The organism is Sphingomonas hengshuiensis (assembly GCF_000935025.1).
Lineage (GTDB): Bacteria > Pseudomonadota > Alphaproteobacteria > Sphingomonadales > Sphingomonadaceae > Sphingomonas > Sphingomonas hengshuiensis.
Map to the genome: position 1 here is coordinate 2,092,143 of NZ_CP010836.1, position 16,902 is coordinate 2,109,044.

The 16,902-nt window shown below is 67.0% G+C and carries 17 protein-coding genes; 13 read left to right on the plus strand and 4 right to left on the minus strand.

All coding sequences use genetic code 11. The features are described from left to right. Positions 1–5 precede the first annotated feature (5 nt). Positions 6–482, minus strand: coding sequence for an SH3 domain-containing protein (locus TS85_RS09185; protein ID WP_044331768.1), 477 nt, complete (start codon positions 480–482; stop codon positions 6–8). 95 nt (positions 483–577) lie between these two features. Here TS85_RS09185 and TS85_RS09190 point away from each other — a divergent pair, with 95 nt between their 5' ends. Then, complete coding sequence (locus tag TS85_RS09190; protein WP_044331769.1) at positions 578–1,576, plus strand: 2-hydroxyacid dehydrogenase; 999 nt, start codon at positions 578–580, stop codon at positions 1,574–1,576. A 310-nt stretch (positions 1,577–1,886) separates the two neighbouring features. After that, positions 1,887–2,888 (plus strand): IS30 family transposase, encoded by a 1,002-nt coding sequence (locus TS85_RS24575; protein ID WP_077228505.1) that lies wholly within the window; start codon positions 1,887–1,889, stop codon positions 2,886–2,888. Between the two features lie 112 nt (positions 2,889–3,000). Here TS85_RS24575 and TS85_RS09200 read toward each other — a convergent pair whose 3' ends face one another. The 3 genes from TS85_RS09200 to TS85_RS09210 all read right to left on the minus strand — a co-directional run bounded on the left by TS85_RS09200 (position 3,001) and on the right by TS85_RS09210 (position 6,682). Next, positions 3,001–4,404 (minus strand): NAD(P)H-dependent flavin oxidoreductase, encoded by a 1,404-nt coding sequence (locus tag TS85_RS09200; RefSeq protein ID WP_044336096.1) that lies wholly within the window; start codon positions 4,402–4,404, stop codon positions 3,001–3,003. A gap of 67 nt (positions 4,405–4,471) precedes the next feature. Then, entirely contained in the window at positions 4,472–5,605 is a 1,134-nt protein-coding gene (locus TS85_RS09205) for a glycosyltransferase (RefSeq protein ID WP_044331770.1), read from the minus strand. A gap of 213 nt (positions 5,606–5,818) precedes the next feature. Further along, the gene (locus tag TS85_RS09210; protein WP_044331771.1) at positions 5,819–6,682 is read right to left on the minus strand and encodes an alpha/beta fold hydrolase; all 864 of its coding nucleotides are present in this window, start codon (positions 6,680–6,682) and stop codon (positions 5,819–5,821) included. An 18-nt stretch (positions 6,683–6,700) separates the two neighbouring features. On the opposite strand from TS85_RS09210, the gene TS85_RS09215 reads away from it, so the two are divergent. The 11 genes from TS85_RS09215 to TS85_RS09265 all read left to right on the plus strand — a co-directional run bounded on the left by TS85_RS09215 (position 6,701) and on the right by TS85_RS09265 (position 16,902). After that, on the plus strand, positions 6,701–8,053 hold the full coding sequence (locus TS85_RS09215) for a protein adenylyltransferase SelO family protein (protein ID WP_044331772.1): 1,353 nt from the start codon (positions 6,701–6,703) through the stop codon (positions 8,051–8,053). A gap of 66 nt (positions 8,054–8,119) precedes the next feature. Continuing rightward, complete coding sequence (astD, locus tag TS85_RS09220; RefSeq protein ID WP_044331773.1) at positions 8,120–9,535, plus strand: succinylglutamate-semialdehyde dehydrogenase; 1,416 nt, start codon at positions 8,120–8,122, stop codon at positions 9,533–9,535. A gap of 213 nt (positions 9,536–9,748) precedes the next feature. After that, positions 9,749–9,964 (plus strand): YdcH family protein, encoded by a 216-nt coding sequence (locus tag TS85_RS09225; RefSeq protein WP_044331774.1) that lies wholly within the window; start codon positions 9,749–9,751, stop codon positions 9,962–9,964. Positions 9,965–9,980: 16 nt separating this feature from the next. After that, the gene (locus TS85_RS09230) at positions 9,981–10,694 is read left to right on the plus strand and encodes a Bax inhibitor-1/YccA family protein (protein WP_044331775.1); all 714 of its coding nucleotides are present in this window, start codon (positions 9,981–9,983) and stop codon (positions 10,692–10,694) included. Positions 10,695–10,698: 4 nt separating this feature from the next. After that, positions 10,699–11,007 (plus strand): TFIIB-type zinc ribbon-containing protein, encoded by a 309-nt coding sequence (locus tag TS85_RS09235; protein WP_044331776.1) that lies wholly within the window; start codon positions 10,699–10,701, stop codon positions 11,005–11,007. 321 nt (positions 11,008–11,328) lie between these two features. Beyond that, positions 11,329–12,702, plus strand: coding sequence for a glycoside hydrolase 5 family protein (locus TS85_RS09240; RefSeq protein WP_155006353.1), 1,374 nt, complete (start codon positions 11,329–11,331; stop codon positions 12,700–12,702). Between the two features lie 67 nt (positions 12,703–12,769). Then, positions 12,770–13,555, plus strand: coding sequence for a uroporphyrinogen-III C-methyltransferase (cobA, locus tag TS85_RS09245; RefSeq protein ID WP_044336098.1), 786 nt, complete (start codon positions 12,770–12,772; stop codon positions 13,553–13,555). Further along, positions 13,552–13,848, plus strand: coding sequence for a DUF2849 domain-containing protein (locus tag TS85_RS09250; RefSeq protein ID WP_044331777.1), 297 nt, complete (start codon positions 13,552–13,554; stop codon positions 13,846–13,848). Before cobA ends, TS85_RS09250 begins: the two co-directional genes overlap by 4 nt. A gap of 235 nt (positions 13,849–14,083) precedes the next feature. After that, positions 14,084–15,715 carry a nitrite/sulfite reductase gene (locus tag TS85_RS09255; protein ID WP_044331778.1) on the plus strand — a complete coding sequence of 544 codons (1,632 nt, stop codon included), beginning with the start codon at positions 14,084–14,086 and terminating at the stop codon, positions 15,713–15,715. Then, a complete protein-coding gene (locus tag TS85_RS09260; RefSeq protein WP_044331779.1) occupies positions 15,708–16,133 on the plus strand; it encodes a DUF934 domain-containing protein in 426 nt (141 codons plus the stop codon). The genes TS85_RS09255 and TS85_RS09260 overlap by 8 nt, the downstream gene beginning before the upstream one ends. Beyond that, positions 16,126–16,902: a phosphoadenylyl-sulfate reductase gene (locus tag TS85_RS09265; protein ID WP_044331780.1), complete on the plus strand. Its 777-nt coding sequence runs from the start codon at positions 16,126–16,128 to the stop codon at positions 16,900–16,902. The genes TS85_RS09260 and TS85_RS09265 overlap by 8 nt, the downstream gene beginning before the upstream one ends.

Below are 16,902 nucleotides of genomic sequence, written 5' to 3' on the forward strand. Positions count from 1 at the left end.
CGCGATCAGGGGACGGTTTCGCCCGGCTCCAGCCCCCAGATGTGCGACTGCTCGACATAGCCGCCGCGCCCGCGGACATCGAGCCAGCACCACCCTGCCGCGCAATGGCTGATCCGGCCGACCACGCCGGGTGCCGCGCGCCAGTTGATCCCGGCGTTGAAGCGCGGCGCGGCGCGCATCTCCAGCACGGTGCCGGTGACGATCGCGGTGCGCGTGTCGGAGAGGAGACCGCGGACCATCCATCCCTGGGTACCGTCGGGGTCCTCGACCTTGCGCCATTCGCGATACTCGCCGATCACGCGAACGGGCAGGTCGCGGCGGCGATACATCCAGCTTGCCGGATAGTTACGCCCCGGCCCGGTCCGCATCCGCGCCGCATCGGCGTTGATCGACGCGAAATAGGGCGGCTTGCGCTGCGCCCATGCGGGCACGCCCAGCCCGAGCGCCACTGCGCCCAGCAAGAGCCAACCCGAAACGCGCATGATACCCCCTTGTGAATGCCTTGTCACAATAGCCCGAGGGGGGTGGTCTCTTCAACCCGTTGACTGGCGGCGCGGCTGGGGCCAATCCGGCCCGGATGGCACAAGCGACCCGCCCCTCCCGTCCCCGCGTGTTCGTGACGCGGGCGCTCCCCGATCCGGTCGAGGCGCGGATGGCCGAATTGTTCGACGTCGTGACCAACGCCGACGACAGCGCGATGGACCGCGATGCGCTGGCGGCGGCGATGGCCGATTGCGACGTGCTGGTGCCGACCGTGACCGACCGGATCGACGGCGACCTGATCCGCGGCGCGCCCGAGCGGCTGCGGCTGATCGCCAATTACGGCGCCGGGTTCGGCCATATCGACCTGAAGGCCGCACGCGCACGCCGCATCGTCGTCACCAACACCCCCGGCGTGCTGACCGAGGACACCGCCGACATGGCGATGGCGCTGATCCTCGCGGTGCCGCGCCGGCTGGTCGAGGGCGACAAGCTGGTACGGTCGGGCAACTGGACCGGATGGTGCCCGACGAGCATGCGCGGCCACCGCATCGGCGGGCGCAAGCTGGGGATATTGGGGATGGGCCGGATCGGGCAGGCAGTGGCGATGCGCGCCCGCGCCTTCGGCCTGCAGATCCACTATCACAGCCGCCACCGCGTCCCCGAAGTGCTCGAGGCGCAGCTGGGTGCGACCTATCACGCCGATCTCGACGCGATGCTGGCGGCGGTGGACATCCTCACCATCCACACCCCGCATACCGAGGCGACGGCGGGGCTGATCGACGCGCGGCGGCTCGCGCTGCTCGGGCCGGGAAGCTGGCTGATCAACACCGCGCGCGGCGAGATCGTCGAGCCCGAGGCGCTGGTCGTGGCGCTGGAGCATGGGCGGCTCGCGGGTGCGGGGCTCGACGTCTATGTCGACGAGCCTGCGGTCGATCCCCGGCTGATCGGGCTGTCCAACGTCGTCCTGCTCCCCCACCTCGCCTCGGCGACCTTCGAGGCGCGCGAGGCTACGGGGATGAAGGTCATCGCCAACATCCGCACCTGGTCCGATGGGCACCGCCCGCTCGATCAGGTGCTGGAGGGATGGATTTAGCGGGCTTTTCGTTCCGTCAAGGATTTGGTTCCCCTGCGAAAGCAGGGGCCCAGAGCCCGGAGTGCGACGCCCGTAATCCTGGGCTCCTGCTTTCGCAGGAAAACGGGATTGGAGCGCGTCCAAAACACCGTCGCTTCCCTTAATCCTCCCCCGCCAGGGCAGGGCAATCGCATTTGGCAAAAACCGAGTCATCCTGACGAAAGTCAGGATCCATTCGGTGCTCGGTGGCGGCTTTTGGGTCGAGCGGAGTGGCTGAATGGATCCCCCGGACTCACGGAACAAGTGCACCACCTGCTAAGGTGATTGCGCGATGGGACGACATTACAGGCAACTCAGCCTCGACGAGCGGATCGAGATATACCGCCTTCATGAAGGCGGTATATCTTGCCGACAGATTGCCACCGCGATCGGGCGTGATCACACGACGGTCGGTCGGGAACTCAGGCGCAATAGCAAGCCGACCAAGGTCTGGCCCGGCGGCTATGCGCCCGGGCGTGCCCATAGGCTCGCGATCAGACGACGACGATGGGACTGCCGTTTCAAGCTGGCGCGCCAGCCGGACCTGCGAGATATCGTGAAGAACGGCCTTGCGATGGGATGCTCTCCCGAACAGATCGCCGGCCGACTGGCGCTTGAGCACGGTCGCACCATGGTCAGCCACGAGTCAATCTATCGATACGTCTATCATCGCTCGGCCCAGAAGGACTACTGGCACCGCCTTCTGCCCCGCTGCAAGGCAAGGCGCGGCCGCTATGGCCGCCAGGGCGGAAGCCCGGCCAGCTTCATCAAACAGCGCAGGCCGATCGGCGAACGCCCCCTCGAAGCCCGGGATCGCGCACAGCCGGGCCATTGGGAAGCCGACTATATGCTGTTCGCCCGATATGGGCACAATGTCCTCGTCCTGCACGAGCGCCACACACGCTACACCATCCTCGACAAGCCACCCCACCGCAGAGCCGAGCTGACCGCACGCCGGATCACCCGCAGACTGCGCCATATCCCCCAGGATCTGCGCAGGACCATCAGCTTCGACAACGGCACCGAGTTCGCCGAACATCACCGCCTTCACGACAGCCTCGGCATCCAGACCTTCTTCTGCGATGTCCGAGCCCCATGGCAAAAGGGCGGTGTCGAAAACACCATCGGCCGACTGCGCCGAAGCCTGCCTCGCAAAACCGACCTCGACACCGTCAGCCACAGACAACTCCGTGCCTGTGCCGACCGGCTCAACAACATCCCCAGAAAATGCCTTGGCTTCCTCACACCCGCCGAGGCATTCTCCAAAATCTCAACCGGTGCACTTCAACCGTGAGTCCACATCCCAGCCTTCGCTGGGATGACGGCGTTTATGCTTGCCCGACGCCATATGCGATAGCCCTGCCCTGGCGGGGGGAGGATTGAAGGCGGTACGCCGCCGCCCCCGCTCAATCGCCGGTCAAAATCCGGTCCACCAGCTGCTTCACCGTCGGCACGAAGCCGTTGGAATAAAACGGGTCGCGCTTGAAATTATACGCGCCGTGGCCCGCGAACATCAAATTCTGGTCCACCGGGCCGCCATGGGCGATGTCCTGCAACGTCTTCTGGATGCAGAAGCTGCGCGGGTCGGCCAGCCGCCCGGTCGAGTTGGTCTCGGTATCCGCCCAGGACGAGAATTGGCACTGGCTGAGGCAGCCCATGCAGTCAGCCTGGTCCTTGCGGATCACCTGCTGGTCCTCGGGCGTGACGAACACCAACGTATTGTCCGGGGTCTTCAGCGCCGAGGTGAAGCCCAGCCCGTGCCATTCGCGCGCGCGGAGCAGGTCGTTGCGCGTGACCCAGAAATTCTTGCCCTTCACCCCGACGTCGAGCTGGAACGTGTGGTCCCCCGCTTCCTCGGTCGAATAGGGGATCTGGCGTTCGCTGCGCGCCTCCAGATGGCGGAGGAACGGATTGCGCACCGCCGACGAGTAGAAGCCGGTCGGCGAGAAGCGGTGGAGCAGGATGTCGCCCTCCTCCAGCTTCATCAGCTCGTTCTTCCAGCCCTCGGGGATCGGGCTTTCCCTGGTCAGCAGCGGGCGCGTGCCGAACTGGAACGCGATCTTGCCCAGTTCGGGATTATCGATCCAGTCGTTCCAGTCGCGCAGATGCCACACGCCGCCCGCCATCACGATCGGCACATCGTCCGAAATCCCGCCCTCGCGCATCGTCGCGCGCAGGTCGCGGACGCGGGGGTACGGGTCCTGCGGGACCAAGGGGTCCTCGGCATTGGACAGGCCGTTATGCCCGCCCGCGAGCCAGGGGTCCTCATAGACCACCGCCGACAGCCATTCCGAAGCCTTGGAATAAGCGCGCTTCCACAGCGCGCGGAAGGCCCGGCCCGAGCTGACGATGGGCAGGTAGCTGACTTCGTAGGACGCTGCGATCTCGCTCAGCTTGTACGGCATGCCCGCGCCGCAGGTGACCCCCGCCACCATGCCGCGCGTGCGCTCCAGCACGCCGTGGAGCACGCGCTGCGCACCGCCCATTTCCCACAGCACGTTGATGTTGATCGCGCCCTTGCCGCCGGCAATCTCGAACGCCTTCTTCACTTGCTGGACGGCGCCTTCGATCGCGTATTCGACCAGTTCCTCATGCCGCTCGCGGCGCGTGAGCGCGCGATAGATCTGGGGGATGATCTTGCCCTCGGCATCATAGCTGTCGGCATTGACCGCAGACACCGTACCGATGCCGCCCGCCGCCGCCCAGGCGCCCGCGCTGGCGTGATTGGTCGCCGCCACGCCCTTGCCACCCTCGACCAGCGGCCAAACCTCGCGACCGTTATAGTTGATGGGCGAAAGACCCTTGAACAACATAGCCTCCAGACAAAAAATCCGCGCCGACCTAGCCCGATCCGGCGCAACAAGCGAGTAGCAATCGTTATTGCAGCGCGTCAGGACGCCCCATGGCGGCACCATAAAGCCGGGCATAGGCCGCAACCATCGCCGCCTCGTCGAACAACGCAGCAGCGCGGATCCGGTTCTGCGCGCCGAGATAATGGCGCGAGTCCGGGTGGCGGGCGAGCGCGTCGATCCGGTCGCGCAGGTCGACTTCGTTGTGGCGCGGAGCCAGGAACGGCACGTTTTCGGGGCATACCATCGCCGCAATGTCGCCGACCCGCGTCGACACCACGGGGAGCCCCGCCGCCATTGCCTCGATCACCGAAATCGGCGCCTGCTCACTCTTCGACGACAGCGCGAAAATGTCGAACAGCCCCATATAGCGATGCGGCTCGGGCAGGAATCCGGGGAGGATCAGCTGGTCCTCGATCGCCATCGCCTCGGCGGCGTCGAGGATGTTCTGGCGCTCGGGCCCCTCGCCCAGAATGACCAGCTTGAACCGCGCATTGACCCCCGCGCACGCGCGCACCAGCATCGGCAGGTCCTTGACCGGGCGCAGCCCCGCGACGCAGCCGATGAACACTTCGCCCTCGCGCCGCTTCGCGAGTTGCGGGATCAGCCGCGCGTCGGGCTTTTGCGCATAAAGCGCCGTCGGCACGCCGTTGGCGATGCGGTGGACGCGCTCCGCCGGCTGGCGCCAATGCTTGAGCGCGATCCGCTCGAGCACGCTGCTGGGCACCACCAGCGCATTGGCGGCGGGCAGCGCGATGCGGCGATACATGTTGCGCACGGGGTTCAGCCGCTCGGCCTCGTCGGCGTTGAACCCGTCCTCGTGATGGACGATCGGCGGCAGCCCCTTGCCGAACACCCGCGCCGCCATCACCCCGTCGATCGCGCCCCAATTATAGGTCAGCACGAGGTCGAAGCGGCGCATGAACCGCGCGATTTCCTCATAGCGCCTGGCGGAGGGCCTGCCGGAGAGCGGCGGTGGGTTCTGCGCGATCTCGTACTTGATGCCCTTGGCGATCGAATCGCGGGCGGAAAGCTGGTCGGGCATCGCCGAGACGATCGTGTGCCGCGCCCGATCGCCGAACGCATTCATCAACCGGACGGCACGCGCCTCCTTGCCGCCCAGGTTGAAGGTCGAATGGAGGTGGAGGATGTGGACGGGCATGGGTCGCGGTGTTTAGCGGGGGTTGGGCGTGCCGTCACCCCCGGGCGCGGGGCGCGTCCGGGGGAAGGAAGAAGGGTTTTCTCACACGAAGGCGCAAAGGCACGAAGGAGAAGCACGCAGAAGCGGGTTCCGTGCACTGGCACAAACACCTGCCTTCTTCGTGTCTTCGTGGCTTTGTGTGAGAAAACACCCCCAAGCCCAACGGCCTGCGGGTCAAACCCCAGCCAGCAACCGATCGATCCCCGCCACCGCCTCAGGCTCGTCGAGCGTAGGCGCGTGCCCCACGCCCGCCACCGTCACCTGCTCCGCCCCGCCGTGCCGCGCCACCATCCGATCGGCTACTTCGGCACGCAATATGTCCGATCGCTCGCCGCGCACCACCAGCAGCGGTCGCCCGCGAAGCGCGTCGATCGTCGGCCACATGTCCGGCCCCGCCTCATTTCCCGGCACGCGGAACGGTTCGGCGATCTTCATGTCGTAATCGAGCACGATCCGGCCCGAGCTGTTCACCCGGTACAGCCGCTTCGCCATGCGCAGCCAGTCCTCGATGCGATAGTCGGGATAGACGTCGCCATTGGCCTCCGCGATCGCGCGCGCGGCGTGCATCCAGGTGGGGTGGTACACCGCCTTGCCGACATAGGTGCGGATGCGCGCCAGCCCGACCGGGTCCAGCTCGGGCCCGACATCGTTGAGCACCGCCCCCGCCAGCCGCTCCGGCCCCGTCGCGGCGAGCAGCATCGTCACGATACCGCCCAGCGAGGTGCCCACCGCGACGAACCGCCCGATCCCCTGGTCGGCGAGCAGCGCGTCGACATCCTGGAGATAGGTGAGCGGGACATAGCTCATCGGGTCCTTGGCATAGGCGCTTTCGCCGCGCCCGCGAAACTCGACGCACAGCACGCGGCGCGGGCCGGCCAGGCGAGTCGCCAGCGTTTCGTAATCGCGGGCGTTGCGCGTCAGCCCCGGCAGGCAGAGCAAAGGCGGCTGGTCCGCGGCGCCCGGATAGTCGCGAAAATGGAGCCGCAGCCCGTCATTGGACCACCAATATCCATCGGTGTAGTTGCGCCGCTCAGCCATCGCCCCCCATATCGCCGCATGGCCTTCACTCCGCAACAGGCGATCCTCGAACTCGGCGACGGGTTCAGCGATCCGGTCCACCCCGCCCGCTTCCCGCAAACGATCTTGCGTTTCCGCAACGATCTCGCCGCGGCGCAGGTCGGGCTCGACGGCCTGAGCGACGCCGAGTGGATCGCGCATTTCGGGCGGTTCGAGCCGCTGCCGGGCAGCCTGCCCCAGCCGCTCGCGCTGCGCTATCACGGCCACCAGTTCCGCGTGTACAATCCCGAGATCGGCGACGGGCGCGGCTTTTTGTTCGCGCAGATGACCGACGATCGCGGGCGGCTGATGGACCTCGGCACCAAGGGATCGGGCCAGACGCCGTATAGCCGTTTCGGCGACGGGCGGCTGACGCTGAAAGGGGGCGTGCGCGAGATATTGGCGACCGAGATGCTCGAGGCGCTGGGGGTCGAGACGTCGCGGACCTTCTCGCTGATCGAGACCGGCGAGGAACTGCATCGCGGCGACGAGCCCTCGCCCACCCGATCGGCGGTGATGGTGCGGCTCAACCACGGCCATATCCGCATCGGCACGTTCCAGCGGCTGGCGCATTTCCAGGACACCGAACGGCTGGCGGTGCTGACCGACTATGTCCTGCGGCACTATTATGGCGAGACGCCCGGCGAGGATGCGCCCGCGCGACTGCTCTCGCTGGTCGCCGGGCGCACCGCGCGGCTGGCCGGGCAATTCATGGCGGCGGGGTTCGTCCATGGCGTGCTCAACAGCGACAATATCAACGTCAGCGGCGAGAGCTTCGATTACGGCCCCTGGCGGTTCGCCCCGACCTGGGACCCGCGCTTCACCGCCGCCTATTTCGACCAGAGCGGGCTCTATGCCTTCGGGCGCCAGCCCGAGGCGATTTACTGGGACGTGATGCAGTTCGCCAGCTCGCTGCGGCTGATCGCCGAGGAGGAGCCGCTGGTCGCGGCGCTTGGCGGATTTGCCGACGCCTTTCGTGCCGAGATGGCGTCGGCGATGCTGTGGCGGCTGGGGCTGGTGCCGTTTGGCGACGCGCGCGACGCCGCGCTGGTGCAGGCGGTGGAGCAGGTGCTGGCGACGACGGGGGCGCCGCTCGACCGTTTCTATTTCGATGCGTTCGGCGGCGCGCTGCCCGCGCGCTATGGCGAGCCCTTTGCCGCGCTGCGCGACCAGCTCGCCAGCTTCGCCCCGCGCAAGCCCCGCGACCATCCCTATTGGTCCGACGCCGAGCCGTGCGCGATGCTGATCGACGAAGTCGAGGCGATCTGGGCGCCGATCGCCGCCGAGGACGATTGGAGCCTGCTGGAGCGCAAGGTCGCCGCGATCCGCCGCATGGGCGCCGCGCTCGCCTGAGGGGTTGGCAAGCCTTCCCCATATCGTGCAAGAGCACACCAGTCTTCCGAGGACCCGAACACCCTAATGCCCGGACAGGAAATCATCTCCACCGAGCCCGCGACCGGCGCCATCCTGTGGCGCCAGATGTCGGGCGATGCCGATACCGAAGTCGCGATCGCCCGCGCGAGCTGGGCCGAATGGGCCGCGCGCCCGCTGTCCGAGCGGATCGAGGCGCTGCGCCGCTTCGCCAATGTCGTGCGGCAAAAGGCCGATGCCTTTACCGACCTGCTCGCGCGCGAGACCGGCAAGCCGCTTTGGGAAGCGCGGACCGAAGTCGAGACGGTGATCGGCAAGGTCGACATCTCGGTCAGCAGCTATTCGGAGCGCACCGGCCAGCGCCGGATCGACGCGCCGATGAACACCCGGCTGGCGCTGCGGCACAAGCCGCATGGCGTGCTGGCGGTGCTGGGGCCGTATAATTTCCCGGTCCATCTGCCCAACGGCCATATCGTCCCCGCGCTGCTCGCGGGCAATGCCGTGGTGTTCAAGCCGTCGGAAAAGACCCCCGCATCGGGCGCGTTCCTCGTCGATTGCTATCGCGCGGCGGGGATTCCCGAGGGGTGCATCCGGCTGCTGATCGGCGGCGCCGACGAGGGCAAGGCGCTGGCCGCGCATCCCGATATCGACGGGCTGTTGTTCACCGGATCGGCGAACACCGGCATCGCGCTCAACCGCCAGTTCGCGACCCGGCCCGAGAAGATCCTCGCGCTGGAAATGGGCGGCAACAACCCGATCGTCGTGTGGTCGAGCCCCGACCTCTATTCGGCGGCAGTGCTCGTGGTGCAGTCGGCCTTCACCACCGCGGGGCAGCGTTGCACCGCGGCGCGGCGGCTGATCGTCGACAACAAGCTGTTCGAGCCGCTGATGGTCGAGATCAACAAGCTCGTCGCGCGCCTCATCATCGGCGAGCCGCACGCCGACCCCGCCCCGTTCATGGGTCCGGTGATCGACAATGACGCCGCCGACATGCTGACCGAGAGCTTCCTCACGCTGATGACGCTCGGCGGGCGCCCGCTGCGCCATATGGAGCGCCTGATCGAGGGCCGCCCGTTCCTGAGCCCCGGCATCCTCGACATGACCGACGCGACCGAGCGCCCCGATGTCGAGCTGTTCGGCCCGATCCTCCAGGTGATCCGCTGCGACACGTTCGAACAGGCGATCGCCCACGCGAACGACACGCGGTACGGCCTCTCCGCCAGCCTGGTGAGCCAGGACCCGCGGCTGTACGACCAGTTCTGGGCCAATATCCGCGCGGGCATCGTCAACTGGAACAAGCCGACCAACGGCGCCTCCTCCTCCGCCCCCTTCGGCGGCGTCGGCTGGTCGGGCAACCATCGCCCCAGCGCCTTTTACGCGGCGGATTACTGCGCCTATCCGGTGGTCAGTTCCGAGGCGGAACAGGCGCGCGCGTCGATCGGGCTGGGGCTGCGCGACGCCTGAGCCGGCGATATTTCACCCCCCACATCCCCTCCCCTTGAACCCCGAACCACCCCGCGCTAAATAAGCACTGCGGGACCGGGCCCCTCTGGCGGCGCTTCTCAAAGCGCCGTGATGTCGGACCGCATCGAGCTAGCTCGGTGCAGGTACGGCGGCTATCCGCCAAAACTCCCACCGAAACAGCTCGATCGATGCAATATCGATTTGGAGCGCCGCATGAACCCCATCGTCCACCGGCTGATCGCCGCCCATCGCACCCTCAACCGCGAGATCCGCAGCGAGCTTTCGCGCCGCGCGCCGGACTTCTACCTGCTGAAGCGGCTGAAGAAGGAGCGGCTGGCGATCAAGGACCGGCTGTTCCGCCACATCCCCGACGCCGCAGAGATGCGCCGCGTCGCCCGCAGCGTGCTCCGCCACGCGCGCACCGTTTAACAGGAGACCCATTTCCATGGATTCGCTTTCGCAGTTCAACCGCGTCGCCGGCGCAGGCGTCCAGGCCCGTTTCGACGAGGGGCTGCGCCGCCACATGCTCGGCATCTATCGCAACATGGGGATCGGGCTGGCGCTGACCGGGCTGGTCGCGCTGGCGGTCGCCAACACCCCGGCGCTGGCCGCGCTGATCTTTGGCACGCCGCTCAAATGGGTGGCGATGCTGGCGCCGCTGGCGTTCGTGATGTTCTTCACCTTCCGCATCGAGCGGATGACGACGGCGGGCGCACGCACGGCGTTCTTCGCCTTTGCCGCCGTAATGGGCGTATCGATGGCCAGCATCTTCCTGGTCTTCACCGGCACCAGCATCGCAATGGCGTTCTTCACCGCCGCAGCGATGTTCGCGGGGCTCAGCCTGTGGGGCTATACGACGCGCAAGGACCTGACCGGCCTCGGCAGCTTCATGATGATCGGCCTGATCGCAGTGATCGTCGCGAGCCTGGTCAATCTGTTCCTCGGCTCCAGCCTGCTCCAGATGGGGCTGTCGGTGATCGGCGTGATCGTGTTCGCGGGGCTGACCGCATGGGATACGCAGCGGCTGAAGAGCGAATATATCGCCTATGCCGGCACCCAGGCCGCCGAAAAGCTGGCGATCATGGGCGCGCTGTCGCTGTACCTGAACCTGATCAACATGTTCCAGCTCCTGCTGGGGCTGATGGGCGAGCGGGAGTAAGCGGATGACCCAAGGGACCTTCACTTGCCCGGTCGACGGCGCCAAGCTGGCGCCGATGGAGCGGCAGGGGATCGAGATCGACTATTGCCCGAGCTGCCGCGGCGTGTGGCTGGACCGGGGAGAGTTGGACAAGATCATCGAGCGCAGCGCGGCACCCGTTGCCGTCGCGGCGCCCGCCCCGGCGCCTCCGTCCGGCCTCGACCCCTATCGCCAGGCGCCGCCGCAGCGCTATGACGACCCCTATCGCCCGCACGGCCACAAGAGCCACCCGCACAAGCGGCGCAAATCCTTTCTCGAGGAACTGTTCGACTAGCCCCCTCCCTCGCCATCGAACGGCACCTTGAGCGCCCGCCGCCGGTCTTGCCACTGGCGGCGGGCTCCCGTTTTTCCGGGGGCTGCTGCATTGGGTTGTTGGAAGTCGCCGGTTAAGTTCTCCCCTCCCTGCAAGGGAGGGGATCAAGGGGTGGGTTTGGCTCCGGTCGGGGCTCGATGCCCCGACCGGAGCCTTCAACTGCGCGGACAGAATCTCGGGCTGCGCCCTCGCACCCACCCCCAGCCCCTCCCTGCAAGCAGGGAGGGGAGCGCTAAATCCACATCCGACTCCCCTCCCCTTCCCCCAACCAAGGCGTCCGCTATGCTCGCGGCAACGATGCCGGGGGAGGACAAGATGGTTACGCGCAGGACGATGCTCGCAGGGACGCTCGCGACATCCGCGACGCTCGCGCTCCCCGACACGGCCAATGCCGCCCCCGCCGACCCCTTCGTTCGGCGCAAGGGCACGCAACTGACGCTGGCGGGCCGCCCCTATCGCTTTGCCGGCGCGAACCTCTGGTACGGTGCCTATCTCGGCGCAGCGAACGCGATCGGCAATCGCGATCGCCTGCACCGCGAACTCGACGCGCTCGCGCAAACCGGCGTCACCAATCTGCGCCTCCTCGCTTCCTCCGAAGCCTCCCCGCTCAAGAACGCCGTCAGCCCCAGCTTTCGCGGGCCGGGGTCGGACTGGAACCCGGCGCTGCTCACCGGGCTCGACCATTGCCTCATGGAGATGGGCAAGCGCGGGATGAAGGCCGTGCTCTACCTCACCAATTTCTGGGAATGGTCGGGAGGGATGATGACCTATCTCTCCTATGTGAACGGCGGTCGCTATATCGACATGGGCGATCCCGCGCATCCCTGGCCCGAATTTCCCGACGCGACCTCGGCCTTTTACGAGACCCCGGCGGCGGTGGCGCTGTACCGCGACTGGGTGCGCGCGCTGGTCGGGCGGACCAACGCGGCGACGGGGGTGCGCTATGCCGAGGATCCGACGATCATGGCGTGGCAACTCGCCAATGAGCCGCGCCCCGGCGGCAGCGATGCCGTCGCGGTGCCGCGCCTGCCGGCTTATTATGCGTGGATCCGTGACACGGCAAAGCTGATCAAGACGATCGATCGCAACCATCTGGTCTCGACCGGAAACGAGGGGCTGAAGGGGTCGATCATGCGCGAGGACGTGTATCGCGACGCGCATGCGGCGCCCGAGATCGATTACCTCACCGCGCATATCTGGCCGCTCAACTGGAGCTGGCTCGACGCCGCCGACATTCCCGGCACGCACGATAGCGCAATGGCGCAGGCGGGCGAATATATCGACCTCCACACCGGCTATGCCGAGGGCTATGGCAAGCCGCTGGTGATCGAGGAGTTCGGCTATCCGCGCGACGGCGGCGGCTATGACCCGGAGGCGAGCACGCACTTCCGCGATGCCTATTACGGGCTGATCCACGACGCCGTCGAAAAGAGCGCGCGCTTCGGCGGGCCGATCGTCGGATCGAATTTCTGGGCATGGAATGGCGAGGGTCGCGCGGCGCATGGCGACCATCGTTTCCGCAGCGGCGACACCGCATGGCTGGGCGATCCGCCGCACGAGCCACAGGGATGGTACGGCGTGTATGACAGCGACGCGAGCACGCGCGCGATCGTCCGCGATCACGCCGCCGCGCTGGCCGCGATCGGCGTGCAATAGTTTCGCTAAGCCTTGGCAAAGCAAGCGTCGGTTGAAGCCGCGGCGCTGCGGGCGCATCTCGGGGATCATGGCAAGCCTTCTCGATCCCAACGCGCGTGGCCGCGTGATCCTTGTCGGTGCCGGCCCGGGCGATCCGGGGCTGCTCACCGTTCGCGCCGTCGAGGCGCTGAAACAGGCCGATGTCCTCGTCCATGACGGGCTGGTCGATCCGCGCGTGCTCGACATGGCGCCCCAGGCGCACCGCATCTCGGTCGCGAAGCAACGCTCGAAGCACACGCTGCCGCAAGAGGCGATCAACGCGCTGATCATCGCGCATGTGAAGACTGGCGCGATCGTCGTGCGGCTGAAGGGCGGCGATCCGTTCATCTTCGGGCGCGGCGGCGAAGAGGTGGAGGCAGTACGCGCCGCCGGGCTGCCGGTCGAAGTCATCCCCGGCATCTCCGCCGCGCTGGGCGCCGCTGCCGAGGCGATGCTGCCGCTGACGCATCGCGACTGGTCGAGCGCGGTCAGCTTCGTCGCGGGCCAGTGCAAGGGGCTGAGCGAACAGGACTGGTCGGGCCTCGCGGGCAAGGGTCGGACGCTGGTCATCTATATGGGGGTCGCGACCTGCCCCCAGATTTCGGAAAAGCTGATGGCCGACGGCGTCGCGCCCGACATGCCCGTTGCGGTGCTCGAGCGCGGCACGCTGGACGGCCACCGCGCGCTGCGCACGCTGCTCGCCGACCTCGGCCCGATGGTCGAGCGCGAGCGCGTGCAGAGCCCGGCGGTGATCGTGGTCGGCGAGGTCGTGCAACTCGCCGATGCCGAGGATAAGCTTGCCCGCTGGGCACAGGCTGCGGAGACGCTTTCGTGAAATTGCTGACGGGTAACGACCTCGCCTCGGGCGATGTGACATGGTGGACGGGCGCGGGCTGGTCGCGTCATGTCGAGGATGCCGTCGATGTCGGCGAGCATGGCGAAGCGACCGCGCGCGAGGAAGAAGCCGCGCGCCGCGTCAACGGCCCCTATGTGATCGACGCGACCGACACGCCCGAAGGCCCCCGCCCCGCGCACATCAAGGACCGCATCCGCGCGCTGGGGCCGACAGTGCGCCCCGACCTGACGCTGAAGCCGGCGGATCCGAATGCCGGGAGTTGGGTGATATGATTTTTCCCACGCGAAGGCGCGAAGGCGCGAAGAAGGTTTTTGCGCGCAGAGGCGCAGAGGCCACAGAGAAGAAGAGTCGCGCGACAGCGCGCCTGCTCTTGTCATCGCCCTCGGCTGAAGGGCCGCTGTCGCGGCGGGGGAAAACCCCTCTGCGGCCTCTGCGCCTCTGCGCGAACCCATTCTTCTTCTTCGCGCCCTCGCGCCTTCGCGTGAACCAACTTCAGGCGGCCTGCTGATGTACAAATACGACCAATATGACCAGTCGATCGTCGACGCCCGCGTCGAGGAGTTCCGCGACCAGGTCCAGCGCCGCCTCGCGGGCCAGATCACCGAGGACCAGTTCAAGCCGCTGCGGCTGATGAACGGGCTCTATCTCCAGCTTCACGCCTATATGCTGCGCGTCGCGGTGCCCTATGGCACGCTCGACAGCCGCCAGATGCGGATGCTGGGGCATATCGCGCGCAAATATGATCGCGGTTACGGCCATTTCACCACGCGGCAGAACCTCCAGTATAACTGGATCAAGCTCGCCGACGCGCCCGACATCCTCGCCGATCTGGCGACGGTCGAGATGCACGCGATCCAGACCAGCGGCAATTGCATCCGCAACATCAGCTCGGACCAGTTCGCCGGCGCCGCCGCCGACGAAGTCACCGATCCGCGGGTGTGGGCCGAGCTGTTGCGCCAGTGGAGCACCTTCCACCCTGAATTCAGTTACTTGCCGCGCAAGTTCAAGATCGCGGTGATCGCATCGGACGAGGATCGCGCGGCGATGCGGCTGCACGACATCGGTATCCAGCTTGTGGAGCGCGACGGCGTGCTGGGCGGGCGCATCTTCGTCGGCGGCGGCATGGGCCGCACGCCGATGATTGCGCCTGAAATCAAGGACTTCGTAACCGCCGACGACCTGCTGAGCTATATCGAGGCGTGCCTGCGCGTCTATAATCGCTACGGTCGCCGCGACAATATCTACAAGGCGCGGATCAAGATCCTCATCCACGAAATCGGTACCGACGACTATCGCCGCCAGGTCGAGGAGGAGTTCGTAAAGGTCAAGGCGCTCGGCATCGATCCGCCCCAGGCCGAATTCGACCGCATCGCCGCCTATTTCGCGCCGCCGCCGTTCGACACCTCGGCGACCAGCGCGATCGACCGCAGCGACCCCGATTTCGCGGTCTGGCTCGACCAGAATGTCTCGGCGCACAAGCAGGATGGTTACGCGATCGTAACGATCAGCCTGAAGCCGCAGGGGGGCATCCCCGGCGACGCCAGCGCCGACCAAATCGACCTCATGGCCGACCTGGCGGAACGCTATAGCTTCGACGAACTGCGCGTGACCCACGCCCAGAACATCGTTCTCCCGCATGTCCGTGTGGGCGACCTTCGCCACGTTTGGACCGCCTTGGTCGAGGCGGGGCTCGCCGAGCCCAATCTCGACCTGATCAGCGACATCATCGCCTGCCCCGGCCTCGATTATTGCAGCCTCGCCAATGCCCGCTCGATTCCCGTGGCGCAGAAGATCGCGACCCGCTTCGCCGATCTGGGCCGCCAGCGCGAGCTGGGCGAACTGAAGCTCAAGATCAGCGGCTGCATCAACGCCTGCGGCCACCACCATGCCGGCCATATCGGCATATTGGGCGTCGATCGTAAGGGCACCGAGAATTACCAGCTCCTGCTGGGCGGATCGGGTGCCGAGGACGTCAGCCTCGCCAAGATCACCGGCCCCGGCTTTTCGGAGGACGGGATCGTCGACGCGGTCGAAAAGGCCACCAACGTCTATCTGGCGCAGCGCACCGACGGCGAGCGCTTCGTCGACACTTATCGCCGTATCGGCATGGAGCCGTTCAAGGAGGCGCTTTATGGCTGATTCCCTTCGGTATCGCACCGACGACGCGCATGACGAACCGGCGGTGACGCTCGACAGCTTTCTCGGCCAGTCGAACGCGACCGCGGTGCGGATCGAGGCGGGCGAGGACGCTGCCGTGCTCCTGCCGCATCTCGATCGGCTGGCGCTGGTCGAAGTCAGCTTCCCCAAATTCCGCGACGGGCGCGGCTATTCGACCGGGCGCATCCTGCGCGAGGCCGGCTATACCGGCGAGCTGCGCGCGCAGGGGGACGTGCTGGTCGACCAGATCCCGCTGATGCGCCGCTGCGGCTTCGACAGCTTCGCGCCCGAGGCGCCGGTGGACGAAACGGTGCTCGCCGCCGCGCTGGCCCGCTACGACCATGTCTATCAGGCCGCGGCGGACGACGGCGTGCCGGTGTGGAAGCTGCGGCATGGCTGAGGTCGCGCGCAGCATCGACCGGCTGGACCTCGCCCCGCGCTTTACCGAGCATGAGGCGATCCGGCTCAACAACATGTTCCGGGGCACGGGGACGCAGGACATGCTGCGCACCGTGCTGGGCGAGCATATGCTGGGCGATGTTGCGATCGTGTCCTCGTTCGGCGCGGAGTCGGCGGCGTTGCTCCATTTGATCGCCTCGGTCGATCCGTCGGTGCCGGTGCTGTTCCTCGATACCGGGCGGCATTTCCCCGAGACTTTGGCGTATCGCGACCAGATCGGCGCGCTGCTCGGCCTGCGCGACCTGCGCTCGCTCCAGCCCGACGCCGAAGTGATCGCCAAGCGCGATGCCAGCGAATTGCGCTGGTCGTTCGACCCCGATGGCTGCTGCGAAATCCGCAAGGTGGTGCCGCTGGCGAAGGGGATCGCCGGGTTCGACGCGACGATCACCGGGCGCAAGGCGTTCCAGGCGAGCACCCGCAACGCGCTGCCCCGCTTCGAGCTGGACACGTCGGACGCTATGGGGCGGATCAAGTTCAACCCGCTGGCCGACTGGACCAAGGACGACATCGCCGCCTATTTCACCGCGCACGACCTGCCCCACCACCCGCTGGAGGCGCAGGGCTATCTCTCGATCGGCTGCGCGCCCTGCACCAGCATCGTCAAACCAGGCGAAGACCCGCGCGCAGGCCGCTGGCGCGGATGGGACAAGACCGAGTGCGGGATCCATACCCCGGTGGACGACAACGACCCGAATTTGCCGGTGTTCTGA

What these genes read in the sequence shown, in the direction of transcription:
- TS85_RS09185 (WP_044331768.1), bottom strand. Translation starts at nt 482, where the DNA reads ATGCGCGTTTCGGGTTGGCTCTTGCTGGGCGCAGTGGCGCTCGGGCTG.
- TS85_RS09190 (WP_044331769.1), top strand. Translation starts at nt 578, where the DNA reads ATGGCACAAGCGACCCGCCCCTCCCGTCCCCGCGTGTTCGTGACGCGG.
- TS85_RS24575 (WP_077228505.1), top strand. Translation starts at nt 1,887, where the DNA reads ATGGGACGACATTACAGGCAACTCAGCCTCGACGAGCGGATCGAGATA.
- TS85_RS09205 (WP_044331770.1), bottom strand. Translation starts at nt 5,605, where the DNA reads ATGCCCGTCCACATCCTCCACCTCCATTCGACCTTCAACCTGGGCGGC.
- TS85_RS09210 (WP_044331771.1), bottom strand. Translation starts at nt 6,682, where the DNA reads ATGGCTGAGCGGCGCAACTACACCGATGGATATTGGTGGTCCAATGAC.
- TS85_RS09215 (WP_044331772.1), top strand. Translation starts at nt 6,701, where the DNA reads ATGGCCTTCACTCCGCAACAGGCGATCCTCGAACTCGGCGACGGGTTC.
- astD (WP_044331773.1), top strand. Translation starts at nt 8,120, where the DNA reads ATGCCCGGACAGGAAATCATCTCCACCGAGCCCGCGACCGGCGCCATC.
- TS85_RS09225 (WP_044331774.1), top strand. Translation starts at nt 9,749, where the DNA reads ATGAACCCCATCGTCCACCGGCTGATCGCCGCCCATCGCACCCTCAAC.
- TS85_RS09230 (WP_044331775.1), top strand. Translation starts at nt 9,981, where the DNA reads ATGGATTCGCTTTCGCAGTTCAACCGCGTCGCCGGCGCAGGCGTCCAG.
- TS85_RS09235 (WP_044331776.1), top strand. Translation starts at nt 10,699, where the DNA reads ATGACCCAAGGGACCTTCACTTGCCCGGTCGACGGCGCCAAGCTGGCG.
- TS85_RS09240 (WP_155006353.1), top strand. Translation starts at nt 11,329, where the DNA reads ATGCTCGCGGCAACGATGCCGGGGGAGGACAAGATGGTTACGCGCAGG.
- cobA (WP_044336098.1), top strand. Translation starts at nt 12,770, where the DNA reads ATGGCAAGCCTTCTCGATCCCAACGCGCGTGGCCGCGTGATCCTTGTC.
- TS85_RS09255 (WP_044331778.1), top strand. Translation starts at nt 14,084, where the DNA reads ATGTACAAATACGACCAATATGACCAGTCGATCGTCGACGCCCGCGTC.
- TS85_RS09260 (WP_044331779.1), top strand. Translation starts at nt 15,708, where the DNA reads ATGGCTGATTCCCTTCGGTATCGCACCGACGACGCGCATGACGAACCG.
- TS85_RS09265 (WP_044331780.1), top strand. Translation starts at nt 16,126, where the DNA reads ATGGCTGAGGTCGCGCGCAGCATCGACCGGCTGGACCTCGCCCCGCGC.